We start from the raw sequence: 18,873 nt of genomic DNA on the forward strand, positions 1-18,873 counted from the left end.
GATACTACAAAATACAGTATAAAGAACTAATCCCTAACTTAAGCAATTAGCAATACTATAAAATCTTCAACTTTGCAAAACGAAGCAATAATTTCTTAATCCCTCCCTTTTCAAAATGAATTTCGGCTTTCTTATCTTGCCCAACTCCTTCAACTTTAATAATTTTTCCTTTACCAAATCGCATATGCTCAACTGCCGTCCCTGGTATAAGATCCTCATCGAAGAGATTCGTATTAGACGATACATCGGTCGTGTCACTAGATGTAGGTCTAAGTTTTCTTAGTTTACGTAATTGTTCTTCTGTAGGTTTATGTGCTAACGGTGGTGCCCCAGAAACTGGTTTTTTAAGTCGTAATTTACTCTTATCGACTTCTCCAAAAATATCAGAATCAATTAATGGTTTATATCGATAACTTTCTATTGGTGTAATATATTCTAAAAATTTCTCATCTATTTCTTCAATAAACCGACTAGGTTCGGCATCTACCAGTTTACCCCATCGATAACGAGATTGTGTATAGGTGAGATATGCTTGTTTTTCTGCTCGTGTTAATGCTACATAAAACAGGCGTCGTTCTTCCTCGAGTTCACTTCGGGTATTCATACTCATTCCTGATGGAAAAAGATCTTCTTCCATTCCTACGATATACACATATGGAAACTCTAGACCTTTAGCCAAATGAATAGTCATCAACGCTACTCTATCATCATCCCCTGTATCCTGATCCAGATCTGTGGCCAAAGCTACATCTTCCAAAAATTCTGCTAATGATCCTCTTACATCTGCTACTTCTTTCTGCCCTTCTACAAAATCACGTATACCATTAAGTAATTCTTCTATGTTTTCGATCCTGGCAATACCTTCTGGAGTACCATCTTTTTTTAGTTCTTGTAACAACCCTGTTTTTTTAGCCACCGTTTCGGCTAATACGAATGCATCAGAAGTCTCATTAGTGATTTGAAAACTTTTGATCATGTTAATAAAGTTTTCTAATCGAGTTTTAGTACCACTATTAATCTTTAAATTAATACGATCTAGATTTTCGATCACCTCAAAAATAGAACGATCATAGTGATTTGCCGCAACTATCAGTTTATCTACGGTTGTTGCACCAATTCCTCTGGCTGGATAATTTATTACTCGCTTTAAAGCTTCCTCATCTTTAGGATTAATCACTAATCGTAAATACGCTAATACATCTTTAATTTCCTTTCTTTGGTAAAAAGAAAGTCCCCCATAGATTCGATATTTTATGTCTCGCTTGCGTAACGCATCTTCTATAGCTCTGGATTGCGCATTGGTTCTGTACAATACTGCAAATTGCCCATTACCTAATTGATGTTGCATTTGGTTTTCAAAAATCGAACTTGCAACATATCGACCTTCATCTCCATCAGTTAATAATCGATTTACAATTATTTTAGGTCCGTCGTCATTAGCAGTCCAAACTACTTTATCCAGTTTGGTTTTGTTTTTATCTATAATAGAGTTTGCTGCTTCTACAATATTTTTAGTAGATCTATAATTTTGTTCTAATCGATATTGCTGTACATTATCATAATCTCTTTGGAAATTAAGAATATTATTAATATTCGCTCCACGGAAAGCATAAATACTCTGCGCATCATCTCCTACCACACAGATATTCTGAAACTTATCAGATAATGCTCTTACTATAAGATATTGAGAATGATTTGTATCCTGATACTCGTCTACCAAGATGTATCTAAATCGGTTTTGATATTTAGCAAGTACTTCGGGAAAACGGTTCAATAACTCATTCGTTTTTAATAAAAGGTCGTCAAAATCCATCGCACCAGCCTTAAAACAACGATCTACATAATGCTCATAAATCTCTCCTAATCTAGGTCGTTTTGCCATAGCATCAGCTTCTACCAGTTCTGCATTCTGAAAATATGCTTTTACAGTTATCAAACTGTTTTTATATGAAGAAATACGGGAGTATACCTGCTTATATTTATAGATATCCTTATCGAGTCCCATTTCTTTGATTATAGAAGCTACTAATCGTTGGGAATCCTGAGTATCATAAATTGTAAAATTAGACGGGTAGCCTAATTTATCAGCTTCAAACCTTAATATTTTTGCAAATATTGAATGAAACGTACCCATCCAAAGGTTTTTAGCCTCGCTTGAACCAACAATATTTGCGATACGCTTTTTCATTTCGCGGGCCGCTTTGTTGGTAAACGTTAAGGATAGTATATTAAAAGAATCTACCCCCTTATGCATCAAATAAGCAATACGATATGTAAGTACTCTTGTTTTACCCGAGCCAGCACCCGCAATAACAATCATTGGCCCATCTATCTGAAGTACAGGCGCTCGTTGTGCATCATTTAATTCTGCTAAATATTCTTCCAAAGTAACATTATATTTAAAGGCGAAATTTAAGGAAAGAACTACGGTTATGGAAACGTACTTTGCATTTTTTGTAAACAAATCATAGTCAATAACTTTTATCAAACACCAATATCTTTTCAACATTGATAAATTATCATGTATATCATTAACAATCAATTGGTAAATAAAAAATAAATTTCACCAAATATCTTATAATTAACAGCGATATATAATACAACACCTATTATCCATTAGGGTTAAAAACAAATGAAATTAGTACCGATCTAACTAGGATTATCAACAATAAGAATTCTTACAAGTTGATATCTTTTTAATAAAAAACATGGATTAAATGCATTTTTTTAGGACAAAATGTACTATATTTAGCAGAAACGAAAAGTAAACACTAATTTTTATTAAAATAAAAATTCAACCAAACTCAGCACTTATGGCCCCAAACATGAATGTACAAATGGTACAAAAAGAGCAGATTAAATTTTTAAAATTCCCCAAAGAAGATGTTTTAAACAAAAGAAAAGATCAAATAGATCGATTCTTAGAATTACAAAGAGCCCTCTCTTTAGGAAATCTAGAACATCATAAAGTAAGAATTGTCTTCGTAGATGATAAAGGTTTAAAAAGAGTAGAAACTACTATATGGGGAATAACCGATAAAGAAGTTATTTTAAAACAGTCTACAATCATTCCGTTAGAAAGAATCATAAGCATTTCATAATTATGTAATATGCATAGACGCCACTATTTCTATATCTAGATATGTAGTTAATTTTTAGCATTCTAAATTTAGATTCCGAAAATGGTATATACGTATTTTGAATATAGAAATACGTACATACTGTTTTTGTTTTACCTAAATGTAGAGATGCTACAGCCTACATTGGTATTTTTGGTCTATATTACGCCTTATTATACTAAAACTAAGAATATTTAGTTGTAGTAGAAATTGCAGTCGAAATAATTACTTAATAATCAAACTCAACATGAAAAGAAAATCAGTACAGTATTTTCTTCTTATTATGATGATAATAGGAGGATATAATACTTACGGTCAATCTGATAAATCATACCTCGTATCAGATAATCAACAAAATTTTATAAATAATCTGATTAACCCAAAAAAAAATAAGCCTTCGGCAATTAAAATTGCTAATAATCAGTCTTTTTCTTTTAAACTTAATGTACAAAATCAAACCGATCAGGATCTTACCTTAATAGGTACTGTTAATAATCATTCATTATCTTCATTTTCTTTTACCAAAACGAACAATTCGTTAAAAGGAAATATCATACTTCATGATTTAAAAAAAGCATATACTTTATATTCTGAATCCAATGGTCAGGTATTTGTGAAAGAAACCGATATTAATACAATTCTTTGTGTAGATTTTGAAAAAGCAAATACAAAAGACATTGATCCGGGAACTGTATTTTCAAAAGCAGCTCCACAATTAGAAAGCCTTCCGGGAGCACCTGGTATTATTTATCTTGATTTTGATGGAGAATTGGTTTCTAATACAAGTTGGCTTGGTGGTGCTACAATTGACGCGCAATCTCCTAATTTCTCTGACGAAAAAATAATCAAAGTTTGGAAAATCATGGCCGAAGATTTTCGCCCATTTAATCTAAACGTTACTACCAGAAGAGATCTTTTTGATGCAGCTCCTAAAAATCGTAGAATGATGTGCATTTTTACGACTACAAAAGATGCTGCTCCGGATTCTGGAGGAGTTGCTTACTTAAATTCGTTTTCGTCGAATAGCAATAACCCTTGTTGGGTTTATAATTTGGGAACAAGATCTGCTGGTGAGACAGGATCTCATGAGGTTGGCCACACTTTGGGACTATCACATGATGGTAAACCAGGTACAACATACTACGCAGGGCATGGAGAATGGAGCCCAATTATGGGATGGAGCGTTAATAAAACATTAGGACATTGGAGTAGCGGAGAATATCCCGATGCAACAAATACTCAGGACGATATCGCAATTATCTCTAATAATAGAAACGGTGTTGGTTTTCAAAATGATGACCATGGCAATGCTATTAATGAAGCCACTGCACTTAAAGTAGCTCCTTCTGGGGCAGTAAGTGCCGATCAAAATTTTGGACTAATTAGTACTAGAGAGGATAAAGATGTTTTCTCTTTTGCAGTAGAAACCGGAAATGTATCCTTGTCTTTTGATCCCGATCCCGACTATCCCAATCTAAACATCCAGGTAAGAATTCTAAATGAACTTGGCCAGGAAGTAGCACTCTCTGATCCAAACGGACTTACAGCATCGATTAATCAAAACCTTACAGAAGGAATTTATTATATTGAGATTGATGGCGTGGGTGAAGGAACATTAGCCAATGGATATTCTGATTACTCTTCGTTGGGTAATTATTCTATATCGGGTAATTATATACCAGGAGACGATAAACAACCTCCATTATCAGATTTCGAAGCAACTACAAACTGTTCGGTAGTAGAATTTCAAAGCACTTCTACCAATAGAATAAGTTCTTATTTATGGAATTTTGGAGATGGTCAAACATCTACAGAACAAAACCCAACACATACTTATGCAACTAATGGGGACTATACTGTATCCCTTACGACAACCAATGATTCTGGAAATAATACTAAAGAAAAATCAGATTTTATTTCTATAAATCTTCCGAATCTCCCGGTTGTAACAAATCAAAATGTTTGTGCCGGAGAATCTGTGACGATAACTGTATCAGGAAATAGCGAATATAAGTGGTACACCACGGCAACCGGAGGTACCAGTATCGCATCTGGATTATCCTATGAGACTCCAGCACTCGATGCTACTCAGACCTATTACATAGAAGGAGCTATTGGTAACTGTACTACAACAACAAGAACAGAAGTAAAAGCAATTGTATCAGAAAACCCAGAAGAACCAACAATAGCTGTTAATCAAAATCATATGCTATTTGTACCATCTCAATTCTCTTCTTACCAATGGTATTATAAAGATGAACCTATTGATGATGCTAATCAAGCAGTATATTTACCCACAGAAGTAGGTGAATATTCTATAAAAGTATTTAACGAAGCTGGCTGTAGCATAACTTCTAAAGCATTTGAAGTTGATCAATCCCTACTTAATTTGGGCCAGGAGAACAAAACGTTTACCTACTACCCAAACCCGGTTAATGATGATGAAATATTACATATTGATGGTATAACAACAAATGATTATTCTGTAAGAATTGTTAACATACAGGGGCAAGTATTAATTGATATGATTCCCACTCCCGAAATGGATATATCAGAACTTTCGCATGGGTTATATATCATTTTAATTAACAACAAACCTCTTGGTAAATTTGTAAGACAGTAAACCTATAATAAGAATTATTAAAGCATATCTTTCTTAGTTTAGAGGGTATGCTTTTTTTGTATAAAACATCAAAATAATATTTTAACTTTCCATTAATAGATTTTTGAATATCTTTAGATACAAAAATTAAAGCTTGAGAAACAGAATAGCATCCTATATTTTTATTTTACTTCCTTTTTTTATTTTTTCTCAACAAAAATCTAAGGAAGGTAAAATAATAACTGAATATGGCAAAACCTATACAGTTAGCGATCCAGATTTTAAAACCAAAATGCAGCATGATTTAAAAGCTGTATTTGATGTTGGAAGAACATTTAAAGACAGCTCAAAAGTAAATCCTCTTTTTAATACCGCTGCGAGATATCTTAATATGCATGCTGGTGCTGGTGTGCCACTCGAAAAGTTAAAGGTTGCATTAGTAATTCATGGTTTGGCAGCAAATGATATCTTAAACAATACAAAGTATAAAGCCAAATACCATATTAACAACCCCAATGCTCCACTTCTTTCTGCTTTAGCAAAAAAAGGAGTCCAATTAATTTTGTGCGGGCAGACTGCAGCATATCGAGATATTTCTAAAGAAGATGTACTTCCCGAAATACAGATTGCATTATCTGCAATGACCGCATTGGTACAACTACAAAACGAAAACTACAGACTTATTAATTTTTAAACTTAATGAAACTAATATGATTATAACCCTCATATCACAACATGATTATTTTAATCGCCTTAAGTTATCTGTGGCCCTCTTCTAAACACTAAAACAAGCGCATGAAAACACAACCATCATCTTTTTTATTTATTTTTTTAATGATCTTTTGTTCCATACAGGCACAACAAATTGATCCAGATATTAATACTTCTGCAGAAAAAATAGAATCCAAAGTAATTGAATGGAGACGAGATTTCCATCAAAACCCAGAGCTTTCTAATCGAGAATTTAAAACTGCCAAGAAAATCGCAAAACACCTAAAAAGTCTTGGTTTAGAAGTAACCGAAAATATTGCTAAAACTGGTGTAGTAGCTATTCTTAAAGGAGAAAAAGAAGGCAAAACTGTAGCACTAAGAGCAGATATTGATGCATTACCAGTAACCGAACGAGTAGATATACCTTTTAAATCTGTTGTAAAAACTACATTTCTGGACACCGAAGTTGGCGTTAGCCATGCTTGTGGTCATGATACTCATACTTCTATATTAATGGGAGTAGCAGAAATTCTAACAAAACATAAAGATAAAATAAATGGTACGGTTAAATTTATATTTCAACCGGCAGAAGAAGGACCGCCACCAGGAGAAGAAGGTGGTGCCAAATTAATGATCAAAGAGGGCGTTTTAAAAAATCCAGATGTAGATGCAATCTTTGGTTTGCATATCAATTCGGGAACCGAAGTTGGAAAAATTCGTTACAAACCTGGGGGAACAATGGCGGCAGTAGAACGATTTGTTATTACAGTAAAAGGAAAACAAACGCATGGTTCTGCTCCTTGGACGGGAGTAGATCCTATCCTGATTTCGGCCAAAATTATTGATGGTTTACAAACTATTATAAGTAGAGAATCCCCTCTGGTAAATGAAGCCGCAGTAATAACGGTAGGTAAAATTACTAGTGGTGTACGATTTAACATTATTCCTGAAAGTGCCGAAATGATTGGTACAGTACGAACTTTGGATCCAAAAATGAGAGCCCATATTATTCGCCGTATGAATGAAATGGTACCTACTATTGCTAAGGCATATGGTGGTGAAGCTATTATTAAGTTTCAAAATAATACTTCTATAACATATAATGATCCCGACCTTGTAAAAAAGATGTTACCAACTATTGAAGGTATTGCTGGCAAAGAAAATGTTATCCTATCAAAGGCAACTACAGGAGGAGAAGATTTTTCATATTTTCAGGAAGTAGTACCAGGATTTTATTTCTTTTTAGGAGGAAAAACACCTGGAACCAATAAAGCAGCTTCTCATCATACACCTGATTTTTTTATAGACGAAAGCGGGTTACTATTAGGAGTTAAAGTAATGTCACAATTAACTATTGACTATCTTAATGCACAATAGATAAAATAAAATGGAAAGTGTATTTAATTTTTTAGGTTCAATATCCTGGTGGATGTGGATCATTACTGCGTTTGTATTAGTTGCAATTCGCGATATATTTTTTAATAAAAAACATACCGTAAGCCATAATTTCCCTATTATAGGTCATCTAAGGTATTTGTTAGAAAGTATAGGTCCAGAGATAAGACAGTATTTTGTTGCTAATAATAGAGAAGAACTTCCATTTAATAGAATTGAAAGAGGTTGGGTATATGCTTCTTCTAAAAATGAAAATAATTATGAAGGTTTTGGTACAGATAGGGATATTTATTTGCACCAGCATATTTTTGTAAAAAACTGTATGATCCCTTATAAGATGGATAAGGATCATCCCAATAGAAAAGATAAATCTTTTCTTCCTTGCGCAAAGGTGATGGGTTTATACAACCAACGAGAAAAGCCTTATCGACCCGGGTCTGTTATTAATGTTTCTGCCATGAGTTTCGGATCCCTTTCTGCACGAGCTATAGAGTCTCTAAATATAGGGGTACAAAAAGGAAATGCTTATCATAATACAGGAGAAGGTGGACTTTCTCCTTATCATAGTAATGGAGGTGATGTTATTTTTCATTTTGGAACTGGATATTTTGGAGTTCGCGATGAGAATGGTAATTTTTCGATGAAAAAAATAAAAGATCTGGTGACTCGAAATCCTTTTATTCGGGCTATTGAGATCAAATTATCACAGGGAGCAAAACCAGGAAAAGGAGGTGTATTACCTGGTGCTAAGATTACTCCAGAAATTGCAAAAATAAGAGGTGTAGAAGTAGGTAAAGATGTATTATCTCCTTCTGCGCACAAAGCTTTTTCTGATGTCCCAGAACTATTACAATTTATTGAGGATATTGCCAAAGAGACAGGACTTCCTGTAGGGATCAAAGCTGCAATTGGTAAAACAGAACAGTGGGAACTCCTTGCAGAACTAATGGTAAAAACCAATAGAGGTCCGGATTTTATTACTATTGATGGTGGCGAAGGTGGTACAGGAGCTGCACCACCAAGCTTTGCTGATCATGTGTCTCTTCCCTGGATATATGGATTTACAGCTATTTATAAAATTTTTCAAAAACATAATCTTACAGATCGGGTAGTTTTTATTGGTAGTGGAAAACTAGGTTTTCCTGCAAAAGCAGCAATGGCCTTTGCCATGGGTGTCGATTGTATCAATGTTGCTCGTGAAGCTATGATGAGTATTGGTTGTATCCAGGCACAGATATGTCATACTAATCGATGTCCTAGTGGCATAGCTACCCAAAGTAAATGGTTACAAAAGGGAATTGATATCCCATTAAAATCTGATCGCCTGGCACAGTATTTTAAAACATTTAGAAAAGAATTTACAGAGATCACTCATGCTGCCGGATATGAGCATCCTTGTCAGTTTACAATGCAGGACATAGATCTTAACGTGGATGACGGAGAACTTACCAAGACATTAAGAGAATCTTTTAAATATAGTAAGACTGCTGTTGAATATACTTGTACTCAGGATCTAAAAGAATGTACATATCTTGGTGGTTATAACCAAAAATAGGATTCTCTTATCATCTAAGCTAATTCAAACCAGAAAATAACATTAGATGATTAACTTACTTTTTTAGCATATGTACTCATAGTACAGCCATATTCCTCTACAAAGAAATCATCAAGATCATCGGCTCTTAGTGCGAGTTCTTTTATTTTTAGTTTAATATCATTTTTGGTGGCTTCATCCTGAAATATATCGGTGATACTAATTCTATACGATATAAAAATAGTATTTTTATATACTCCTAATGTAAATTGTCCCTGGTCACTAGAAATCAAATATTCATATAACCTTTCAAGGTTTTGTTTTGGTAAATTATTTAAAGGAGAGGTTAGATAGAGATATTCTCTATTCATTACAAAAATCCTAATTTGAGAACTTCCTTGGTGAAATTCCCAAAACTCCTGACCCGTTCTTGTTAAAACAGGATTAATATCTAATTGTTTCAAAGAATCTTCAATAAAGTTTGAAAATTCATTGAGTTCTAATTCATCAAATACATCCTTAGATAATGTTGCTCCACAATTATTACAGTAATCTTGTGCGACATATGTGAGACCAGAACAAGATGAGCACTGCAGGGAAAACTTAAATTCAGGGTTATTTTCAATACTTTCGATAGCCTGCTCAATTTCAGAAATCGGAATTGCAAATCCCATATTATCTGCATTATTGAATTTTGAAGAATTAATACCTGCCAATCTTCCATCTTGTGTCACTAAAGGACCTCCACTATTTCCTGGATTTATAGCTGCATCTGTTTGCACAAAATATCTCCCATTCATATGTTGCTCGGGGTTCGAAACAATACCTTCTGTTATTGTAAATGGCATTCCGAATGGATACCCAAGAGCAAATACTTTTTCTTGCCTGGCTAGTTCTAAAGAATTATCTACAGAAAAACCATGATCTATATTCAACTCCCCTTCTACTTTGAGTATTGCAATATCAATATCTGGATTTGTCATAATAACTTTTGCCAGCATTCTGTTATGATGATCATCTTCGACAGCGACCTCTTTACAACCGCTAATAACATGGTGGTTAGTAAGAATAATATTTTTACTTTTTATATAAAAGCCACTCCCCGTACCTCTTGGGGTAAGTATTTTAAATGTTGCTTCTTTTAACGAATCTAAATTGCTCATATTTTTTTCATTTATAATCTAACCAAATAACTTAGAAAAGAATCCTTTCTTAGGAGTCGAAGTTTGTACTGCTTTACCATTTAGAATACTATCCATCCCATTAAACAGTGATATCGCTGAAGCTTCCCACTCTTTACCCGCTGCATTTTTAAGCGAATTCACCATTTTTAAATTTATATCTTCTGGGATGTTGTTATAGTAGTAAAAATCATAAAAAGCAACCAGTAGTGTTAATGTCGCGGCTGTATATTGTTTATTTTGAATTTCCTTTTTTGCATTTTCATAAGGTCGCTCCCAGCTTTGTTTTATATGCTCTAATTCACTTCGCATCTTTGTCGGCACGAATGATTCTGAGATATAGAAATCTGCTAAAAGTTCTTCCTTATTTTTATTTTTCAATGTATCCAAAAACTTTTTTCCTCTCTGAATTCGATTTTGCATATCATCCTGAGAATACAAATCATTTACTTGATTTTCGATATCTGTTCTCAACTTACCATGAGGAGCCATGAGATAATCTATACGTTTTAATGTAATATTAATAATATCCCAATTATAGTACCCTACTCTGGTCTGATCGAAGTATTCTATATATTGATCTGCTTCTTTTAAATAAGAATTGATTTTTTCCCAAATCGTATCCAAAACTTCCTGGCTATAATTCTCAATATGCGGATCATGTAATTGTTCTACATCAAACAAGCTAATAAATTCATCATCAAAATTATCTGCATTGTGGCATATCTCTTTTAAAACGTAATATATTTTTAAAGGCTCACAAAGGTGTAAAGGAGTGCTATATAAAAAATTAAGCTGATCATTATCCAGTTTGATTTGCGATAAATTAAGGGGAGAAAAATTAACCTCAGCAATTTTTCTATATAGTGGTATTTTTTGATTTTCACCTACTTTTAGAAAAGGTGCTTTAACATTAAAATGTGTATCTGTAATACTAATTTCTACAATTATAGAGCCATGAGGTATCTTAAAATAGGTTTCATCTGCATTGCCATATTTTTTTCTAATATCTAGATCCAGATAATCAAACAAGCTTAAAACAACATCTTTGTATCGTTTTTGATCATATGCTTCCTTGGTGTCATCCCATTTTGAAACCGTAATCTTAGTGTCTAAAGATGACATAAGGGTCTCGTCAAAACTTAAAGTTTCCTTCATAAGAACAGATTAATAATTAATATTTATGTTATTCTCCCATTAGTAAAGAGTGCAACAAGTCTCTATTTTCTAAGAATTTAAATGTAAACAAAAAAACAAACCTAACAAAAGAGTCATGAAAGCTTTATTTTTTTCTAAAAAGACATTGATATACACAAATTTGTTGTACTCTTTCTTACCAAACAAACTTAGAGTTTATCTTTAGCATACACATCCCTATTTTCAGTGAAAAAATTACCTAACTACATATTTGCTTTTAGGAAGTAAAGTGTAAATTTTATGGAAAAAATAAATTTATTGTAAATCTAGATAGATAAATCAAAAAAGTTTGATTTATTTGTCTAGAGATAGTAATCTACACTTATATTTAATAACAACATATGGAATCCAAAATAGTTGATCTTCTTTTTAATATTATTCCTGCAGTGATTGTGGGTGTTATTTCATTCTATTTTTTTAGTCTTCATACTCGTAATGAAGAAAAACGTCGTAGATTTCTTTTGCATAGAGAACATCAAAAGCAATCGTTACCACTTAGACTTCAAGCATATGAACGTATGGTTTTATTTTTAGAAAGAATCTCTCCTGGTAATCTATTAACAAGAATTGCTCCTATTACAGAAGAAAAAAAAGACTATGAATCTTTATTGACTCATACGATTGATCAGGAATTTGAACATAATCTTACCCAACAAATCTATGTTTCTGATGAATGCTGGAATACACTTAAGGCTTCCAAAAATGCAACTATTGCTTTAATTCGAAAAACTGCATTAAAAGAAGATGTAGATTCGGCAAATAAAATGAGAGAAGTAATTCTTACCGAGCTTATAGAGAAAGGTGCTCCCAGTGATACTGCAATTGCAATTATTAAAGAAGAAATTGGCGATCTATTTTAAAATGTTGCCTTATTTCAGAAGGATTATCCTGCAAGATCTATATTTTTAAGTTTATTTTCTTCTGCAGTTTTTGCTTTCTGAGCTGCGTATTCATAACCTTGTCTCCACCAGCTACTCATTAATTTTTTATTAAAAATCAATGAGTTCTCTGTAAGTTTGGATGGTGTGTAGTATAGATTTAAAGGAACTTCTTTATTAATCGCTGCTAATTTACCTAATACAGTATCATGTCCTTCGACCTGGTCTAACATATAACTAAATAGGTTTACCATAAGTGAAAATGGGTTTTTACCCAATACTTTATTATGCTCCATATTTTCTGACTCCAAAATAATGGCATCAATCTCTGTTGCTCCTCTTCGTATCGCTTCCCGAATAGGTACCATACACCCAAAACCTCCATCTGCATATTCGCAACCATCTTTGGTAACCAAACTCATAAAAGGAACATAGTTACAGGATATCCAAACCCAATCACAGAAATCTTCATAAGAAAAATCATTAATCGATTTATATTCTGTACTATTTTTAGTGAGGTTAGAAACGGTAACTACAACATCATCAACTTTTGTACGTGCCAGCTTAAATTCTTCTTCAGAAAAGTTTCTGCGTATAGCACGTCGTAAATTTTTACTTTCTCCGAATGTTCGTTTTCTTTTAATAAATTGCCACAGTGAAGAAAAAAAGTTAATCGATACAAACTCTCTATTTCCTTTTTTTCTAACTACAAAAGGATTTACATTAAAAATTGTATGTTGGTTAACATTGGTATAGATATCATACATTTTCTCGATATTACCCAAAGCCAATTGTGAAATTAAAAGGCTTCCGGTAGAAGTCCCGAGAAACAGGTCATATTTCTTACCTTGCTCCTGAATTAAGTATTGCGCTACACCACCGGCATAAGCTCCTTTACTTCCTCCTCCTGAAATTACTAGTGCTCGCATATTATAATGGGTTCGAAATGTTCTTTTTCTTTGCAAATTTATAACCTTTTGCCCACCATTGTGTCATTTTTTCCTTATCAAAAATTAATGAGTTCGTAGTCAGTACGGTAGGAGTATAATATAGATCCATTGCTACATCGTGTTCTATTGCCTTAAACTTACCTATCCGAATGTTTTGATGTTCGATCCTATCCATCATAAAATCGACCATACTTGTAATTAAGGTAAAGGGGTTTTTGGTAGGCATTCTATTTAAATAATTAATTTCTGTTTCCAACACAATAACATCGAGCTCTGTTGCTCCACGTTTTATTGCTTCTTCAATAGGAACCATCGATCCCAAACCACCATCAACATAATCACAATGGTTTTTTCTAACCAAACTCATAAAAGGTGGGTAATTGCAAGATATCCATATCCAATCTAAAAAATCCTGATATGTACATTCTTTTATTGATTTATATTCTACTTCATTAGTAGAAAGATTGGTTACTGTAATGACTATATCTTTTTCTCCAGATTTTAGTTCTTCAAAATATGATTCAGAAATAGCACTCTCTACCAGATTTCTAAGGTTTTTACTATCTCCAAATGATTTTTTCCCTTTAATCAAATTATACAATACATTAAAATGATTGATATTGATACTTGTATATCCTCTTTGCTTTTTAATAGTAAAAGGACAGCTTTTAAATATTGAAGATTGATTTACCGAGGTATAAAAAGTTTTTATCTCTTCGATTTTGGATAATGCCAGATGTGATACCAAAAGGCTTCCGGTAGAAGTACCAATAAACAGGTCATATTTTCTACCCAAATCCTGAATTAAGTACTGTGCAACACCACCTGCAAAAGCTCCTTTACTTCCACCACCAGAAATTACTAATGCACGCATGTTTTATGTTATGGGGTTAATTTTTTTCTCAAAAAATCTTGTTGATTCTTCGGTAAACTATCCAATAAAACTACGTATTTCTTTTTATATTTTTCGTCCTTTAGTATTTTATCCAAAATTTTTCTACAAGAGTTCCTAAAACGCCAATTATGATGCGTAGCTCCATCAACTAGATCTATTAAGGAATGGTCAGAAAAAGCTTGTAAGCTTTCTAAATAAGTAAACGCATTCTCACGAGTACTGAATCCAAATTTTGACGATGTGTAACCCGATAGCTCCAGATAAAATTTTTGATGTTCGCTGGTATAGTAATCCTTTGTGTTTAATGCTAAAACTAACCATAACATTCTAACATTTTTAGTATTAAAGCCTACAATTTCTTTGGTAAGATCCAGATACTCTTTTCTTTTTTCTGGAAAACTAGTCCATAAATGATAAAGTGCCGGTTCTATGGTAGCATACGAGGCATCTTTTAGCAAAGATTCATATTGTTCTTGTAAATCCTTAGGTACTGTATTTAATGTATTGGCAATAGCCTGACGTACAAAAATGTTATTTGTCTCAAAAGCTTTATCATACAAGGCTATAACCTCTGGAGAGTTTTGCCCTTCTAATTGATATACAGCTTCCTGACCAATGTAATCATTTGTAGGGAAATCTAATGCCTTAGCCAAAGTACCCCATTTTCCTGCCATAGGTTGAGTACGTTCTTGCGCCAGGCCAAGGTAGTTTTTAATGAAATCTGATTTTGCAAGTATATCTAATGCTTCTTGCGAAGGGAATTTTATATTCTCTAACCATAATTGCCTAAATGCTTTCAAATCTTTACCACTCACGGCCGAAGCTATCGCTATAAAATCATTGGTTGTAACATTTTGAAATTTATGCTTTTCGAGATAATTATGAATTGTAATTTTAAAACTAGTATCGCCAATCAAATTTCTTAATGCATGAATAGCCCAGGCTCCTCTTTGATAAAATGTTAGAGAGCTTGCTTTGGGATTTAATAATGATGTTGCATTCTTTGTTTTGGATAGCTCGGTGAGTTGTTCTGCACTTTCATACAATTTGTATTGAAAATAATCATCTCCAAAAATTTCTTTTTCTGCTAATAATGCATAATATGTTGCAAACCCTTCTTGAAGCCAATGGTGTGTTCCTTCGGTTTCAGTTACCAAATCTCCAAACCATTGATGTGCCAACTCATGTGCATTGACATTAATATAATTTTGATCAATGAATGCTGTTTCATCAACCATAAAGGCATCAGAAAAAATAGTTGTTCCTGTGTTTTCCATACCTGCATATAAAAAATCTTTAACAGGAATTTGCTTATAATTTTGCCAGGGAAACGAAAACCCGATCTCTTTTTCTAAAAAATCAAAGATCTGTTTACTATGCTTATAGGTTGTCTCGAATTTATGCTTATCCTTTGGGTAATAATACATTTCTAAAGGAGTTCCATTTGCCGAAGTTTCTACTACTTTATCATATTTCCCAATGGCAAAAGCAACCAAATAGCTACTCATGGGACGTTGCATATCATACTGCCAACTTTGGATAGAATCATTTACCGATTCTGTTTTAGTGAGTTTTCCATTGGCAATAACTTCATAGCCTTTATAAAAACTAATCGTGAGATCATATTCGAGCTTTTCATTCATATCATCAAAACTGGGAAGCCAGTTAGAGGTATATTTTCCTTGCCCTTGTGTCCATACCTGATCATTACCTTCATAATCTTTAACAAAATAAAGTGCTTTTTTAGGTTTAGCTTCATAGTAAATCACTAGTTGATACTCGTTTTCTCTTTTAAAGTCTGAATTAATGATAATCTTCTTATTATCATACTTAAAATCCACATTTTTACCATTTAAAGATACTTTACTGATTATCATATGTTGAGCATCTACAAAAACAGATTTCACAGACTCTATTATTTTAAAAGTATATGTTACTTTTCCTTTTATTTTTTTTGACTTAGAATCTACAGTCACATCGACTTTACCATTTTGAAAATCAACATCAGCTTGTTCCTTTTTAAAATTATGAGGTTCTGCAGAAGCCATTTCCTGAGCATTGCCTATTGAAGAAAAAACAAGTATTAAAAAGCTTAAAATAAATTTCATACTACACGTAAATCAAATGTTCTGCCAAAATAACGAAATTAGTCTGTTTATGTTACAAATTTTAGATTGACAATATTTCTATAATATAGTATATTCGCTATGATGAATCCTAATATTTTACAAACTCCCATAGATTATCTAAAAGGTGTTGGCCCATCCCGTGCTACTTTGCTTCGGTCGGAGCTTGGGATTCATACGTACCAGGATTTGGTTAACTTTTTCCCGAATCGATATCTTGATAAAACACAATACTATAAGATCAACCAATTACAGCGTAATTCGGCAGAGGTACAAATTATAGGCAAGATTGTTAATATTAAAACTGTAGAGCAAAAAAGAGGAAAGCGATTAGTTGCCAAATTTGTAGATGATACGGGTTCTTCTATAGAGTTGGTTTGGTTTAGAGGGCATAAATGGATTCGCGAAAATTTAAAAATCAATACTCCCTATGTCATTTTTGGAAAAACCAAATACTATAATGGTTTTAGTATGCCACACCCTGATATGGAACTATTAACCGAGCATCAAAAAAATCTAAGAACGGTAATGCAACCCATATACCCTTCTACCGAAAAACTCTCTAATAAGGGTATCACCAACCGCGTGATGAGTAAAATGATGCAACAGTTGTTTGTAGAGACCAAAGTACGTTTCTACGACACGTTGTCTAAGGAAATTCTTGAGGATCTTAAACTTATTTCAAAAAGTGAAGCTGTTTTTAATATTCATTTTCCTAAAAGCCAGGAACTATTATCCAAAGCGCAATATCGGCTTAAATTTGAAGAGTTATTTTATATTCAGCTACAACTCATCACTAAAAAACTAATTCGAAAACAAAAAATAAAAGGGTTTCCATTTACTGAAGTTGGAGAGCATTTTAATAATTTCTACAAGGATCACCTTCCTTTTGATCTTACCAATGCGCAAAAACGGGTGATCAAAGAAATTCGAAATGATATTGGAAGTAGTGCCCAAATGAATCGTCTTTTGCAGGGAGATGTAGGATCGGGAAAAACTATTGTGGGATTAATGATCATGCTATTGGCTATCGATAATGGATTTCAAGCTTGTTTAATGGCTCCAACCGCAATCCTGGCAAATCAACATTACCAAGGGATTACTGCACTTACCAAAGAGCTGGATGTTAATGTAAAACTATTAATGGGCAGTTCTAAAGCCAAAGAACGACGAAAAATCCACGAGGAACTAGAAGAAGGGTCATTACATATCCTAATTGGTACTCATGCTGTATTAGAAGACAAAGTGCAGTTTAAAAATCTAGGATTAGCCATTATTGATGAGCAACATCGATTTGGAGTGGCACAGCGTGCTAAGTTATGGCATAAAAACACCTATCCACCACATATTTTGGTGATGACAGCAACCCCAATACCCAGAACATTAGCGATGAGTTTATATGGTGATCTGGATATTTCGGTAATTGATGAACTCCCTCCAGGTCGTAAAGCTATTAAAACGGTACATCGATACGATAGCAACCGATTAAAAGTATTTAAGTTCATTTCTGAAGAAATACAAAAAGGAAGACAAATTTATATTGTTTATCCATTGATACAGGAATCAGAAGCTATGGATTATAAAGATCTTATGGACGGATATGAGAGTATTGCCCGCTCCTTCCCTGCTCCAGAGTATCAAATTTCTATTGTTCATGGTAAAATGAAACCTGCTGATAAAGATTATGAAATGGAACGCTTTGTAAAAGGGGAAACCCAAATTATGGTTGCTACTACTGTAATTGAAGTTGGCGTTAATGTACCAAATGCCAGTGTAATGATTATAGAGAGTGCAGAGCGTTTTGGTTTATCACAATTACATCAATTACGAGGGCGTGTAGGTCGTGGAGCAGAACAAAGTTTTTGCATTCTTATGACCAGCTTTAAATTATCTGCAGACAGTAAGACCCGATTAGAAACTATGGTACGCACCAATGATGGTTTTGATATTGCCGAGGTAGATCTAAAATTACGAGGTCCTGGAGATATTATGGGCACCCAACAAAGTGGTGTGCTTAATCTTAAAATAGCAGATATCGTAAGAGATAATGATATCTTAAAAACAGCAAGGCATTATGCTATGAAAATCCTAAATGAAGACCCTTCTTTATCCTTAGAGAAAAATAAAGTATTACTGTACACCTATCAGCAACTCGCCAAACATAAGAATATATGGAATTACATTTCTTAATGTGTAATAAATACAATACTATCATGTTTAGCTAATTTATAATCAAAAATAAGCACTGTATTATGATACCTTTGAAATTTCTAAACAAAGTAGTT

Annotated in this window: 13 protein-coding genes; 7 read left to right on the forward strand and 6 right to left on the reverse strand. The window is 33.3% G+C overall.

Annotated elements, in window-relative coordinates:
- Positions 1-55 precede the first annotated feature (55 nt).
- On the reverse strand, positions 56-2,386 hold the full coding sequence (locus tag NNH57_RS25945) for an ATP-dependent helicase (protein ID WP_074410056.1): 2,331 nt from the start codon (positions 2,384-2,386) through the stop codon (positions 56-58).
- Positions 2,387-2,813: 427 nt separating this feature from the next.
- On the opposite strand from NNH57_RS25945, the gene NNH57_RS25950 reads away from it, so the two are divergent.
- The 5 genes from NNH57_RS25950 (at position 2,814) to NNH57_RS25970 (ending at position 9,382) form a co-directional block, all read left to right on the forward strand.
- Positions 2,814-3,101 (forward strand): hypothetical protein, encoded by a 288-nt coding sequence (locus NNH57_RS25950; protein ID WP_051473707.1) that lies wholly within the window; start codon positions 2,814-2,816, stop codon positions 3,099-3,101.
- A gap of 265 nt (positions 3,102-3,366) precedes the next feature.
- A complete protein-coding gene (locus NNH57_RS25955; RefSeq protein ID WP_108807618.1) occupies positions 3,367-5,742 on the forward strand; it encodes a PKD domain-containing protein in 2,376 nt (791 codons plus the stop codon).
- A 133-nt stretch (positions 5,743-5,875) separates the two neighbouring features.
- Complete coding sequence (locus NNH57_RS25960; protein WP_108807617.1) at positions 5,876-6,415, forward strand: DsrE family protein; 540 nt, start codon at positions 5,876-5,878, stop codon at positions 6,413-6,415.
- A gap of 140 nt (positions 6,416-6,555) precedes the next feature.
- Positions 6,556-7,809, forward strand: coding sequence for an amidohydrolase (locus NNH57_RS25965; RefSeq protein ID WP_373419409.1), 1,254 nt, complete (start codon positions 6,556-6,558; stop codon positions 7,807-7,809).
- Positions 7,810-7,819: 10 nt separating this feature from the next.
- Complete coding sequence (locus tag NNH57_RS25970; RefSeq protein WP_074409915.1) at positions 7,820-9,382, forward strand: FMN-binding glutamate synthase family protein; 1,563 nt, start codon at positions 7,820-7,822, stop codon at positions 9,380-9,382.
- Between the two features lie 50 nt (positions 9,383-9,432).
- Here the strand turns inward: NNH57_RS25970 and NNH57_RS25975 are convergent, their stop codons facing one another.
- On the reverse strand, positions 9,433-10,524 hold the full coding sequence (locus NNH57_RS25975) for a trypsin-like peptidase domain-containing protein (RefSeq protein WP_108807616.1): 1,092 nt from the start codon (positions 10,522-10,524) through the stop codon (positions 9,433-9,435).
- Between the two features lie 18 nt (positions 10,525-10,542).
- Positions 10,543-11,700: a type III secretion system chaperone family protein gene (locus NNH57_RS25980; RefSeq protein ID WP_132066087.1), complete on the reverse strand. Its 1,158-nt coding sequence runs from the start codon at positions 11,698-11,700 to the stop codon at positions 10,543-10,545.
- Positions 11,701-12,080: 380 nt separating this feature from the next.
- Here NNH57_RS25980 and NNH57_RS25985 point away from each other — a divergent pair, with 380 nt between their 5' ends.
- Entirely contained in the window at positions 12,081-12,599 is a 519-nt protein-coding gene (locus NNH57_RS25985) for a DUF7935 family protein (RefSeq protein WP_108807615.1), read from the forward strand.
- 23 nt (positions 12,600-12,622) lie between these two features.
- On the opposite strand, the gene NNH57_RS25990 is transcribed toward NNH57_RS25985, so the two are convergent.
- From NNH57_RS25990 to NNH57_RS26000, 3 genes are read right to left on the reverse strand one after another with little or no spacing between them, the layout of a single operon-like run.
- Positions 12,623-13,546, reverse strand: coding sequence for a patatin-like phospholipase family protein (locus tag NNH57_RS25990; protein WP_074409919.1), 924 nt, complete (start codon positions 13,544-13,546; stop codon positions 12,623-12,625).
- Between the two features lies 1 nt (position 13,547).
- Positions 13,548-14,441: a patatin-like phospholipase family protein gene (locus NNH57_RS25995; protein ID WP_074409920.1), complete on the reverse strand. Its 894-nt coding sequence runs from the start codon at positions 14,439-14,441 to the stop codon at positions 13,548-13,550.
- A gap of 8 nt (positions 14,442-14,449) precedes the next feature.
- The gene (locus NNH57_RS26000) at positions 14,450-16,570 is read right to left on the reverse strand and encodes a M1 family metallopeptidase (RefSeq protein WP_074409921.1); all 2,121 of its coding nucleotides are present in this window, start codon (positions 16,568-16,570) and stop codon (positions 14,450-14,452) included.
- Positions 16,571-16,672: 102 nt separating this feature from the next.
- Here NNH57_RS26000 and recG point away from each other — a divergent pair, with 102 nt between their 5' ends.
- Positions 16,673-18,778, forward strand: a complete 2,106-nt coding sequence (gene recG, locus NNH57_RS26005; RefSeq protein ID WP_108807623.1) for an ATP-dependent DNA helicase RecG — start codon at positions 16,673-16,675, stop codon at positions 18,776-18,778.
- Positions 18,779-18,873 lie beyond the last annotated feature (95 nt).

The organism is Aquimarina spinulae, from assembly GCF_943373825.1.
GTDB classification, from domain to species: Bacteria; Bacteroidota; Bacteroidia; order Flavobacteriales; family Flavobacteriaceae; genus Aquimarina; species Aquimarina spinulae.

Bases quoted from the DNA above. Each gene is read 5' to 3' on its own strand.
- NNH57_RS25975 (WP_108807616.1), bottom strand. From the start codon at position 10,524: ATGAGCAATTTAGATTCGTTAAAAGAAGCAACATTTAAAATACTTACC.
- NNH57_RS25990 (WP_074409919.1), bottom strand. From the start codon at position 13,546: ATGCGAGCACTAGTAATTTCAGGAGGAGGAAGTAAAGGAGCTTATGCC.
- NNH57_RS25995 (WP_074409920.1), bottom strand. From the start codon at position 14,441: ATGCGTGCATTAGTAATTTCTGGTGGTGGAAGTAAAGGAGCTTTTGCA.
- NNH57_RS25950 (WP_051473707.1), top strand. From the start codon at position 2,814: ATGGCCCCAAACATGAATGTACAAATGGTACAAAAAGAGCAGATTAAA.
- NNH57_RS25955 (WP_108807618.1), top strand. From the start codon at position 3,367: ATGAAAAGAAAATCAGTACAGTATTTTCTTCTTATTATGATGATAATA.
- NNH57_RS26000 (WP_074409921.1), bottom strand. From the start codon at position 16,570: ATGAAATTTATTTTAAGCTTTTTAATACTTGTTTTTTCTTCAATAGGC.
- NNH57_RS25965 (WP_373419409.1), top strand. From the start codon at position 6,556: ATGATCTTTTGTTCCATACAGGCACAACAAATTGATCCAGATATTAAT.
- recG (WP_108807623.1), top strand. From the start codon at position 16,673: ATGAATCCTAATATTTTACAAACTCCCATAGATTATCTAAAAGGTGTT.
- NNH57_RS25970 (WP_074409915.1), top strand. From the start codon at position 7,820: ATGGAAAGTGTATTTAATTTTTTAGGTTCAATATCCTGGTGGATGTGG.
- NNH57_RS25985 (WP_108807615.1), top strand. From the start codon at position 12,081: ATGGAATCCAAAATAGTTGATCTTCTTTTTAATATTATTCCTGCAGTG.
- NNH57_RS25980 (WP_132066087.1), bottom strand. From the start codon at position 11,700: ATGAAGGAAACTTTAAGTTTTGACGAGACCCTTATGTCATCTTTAGAC.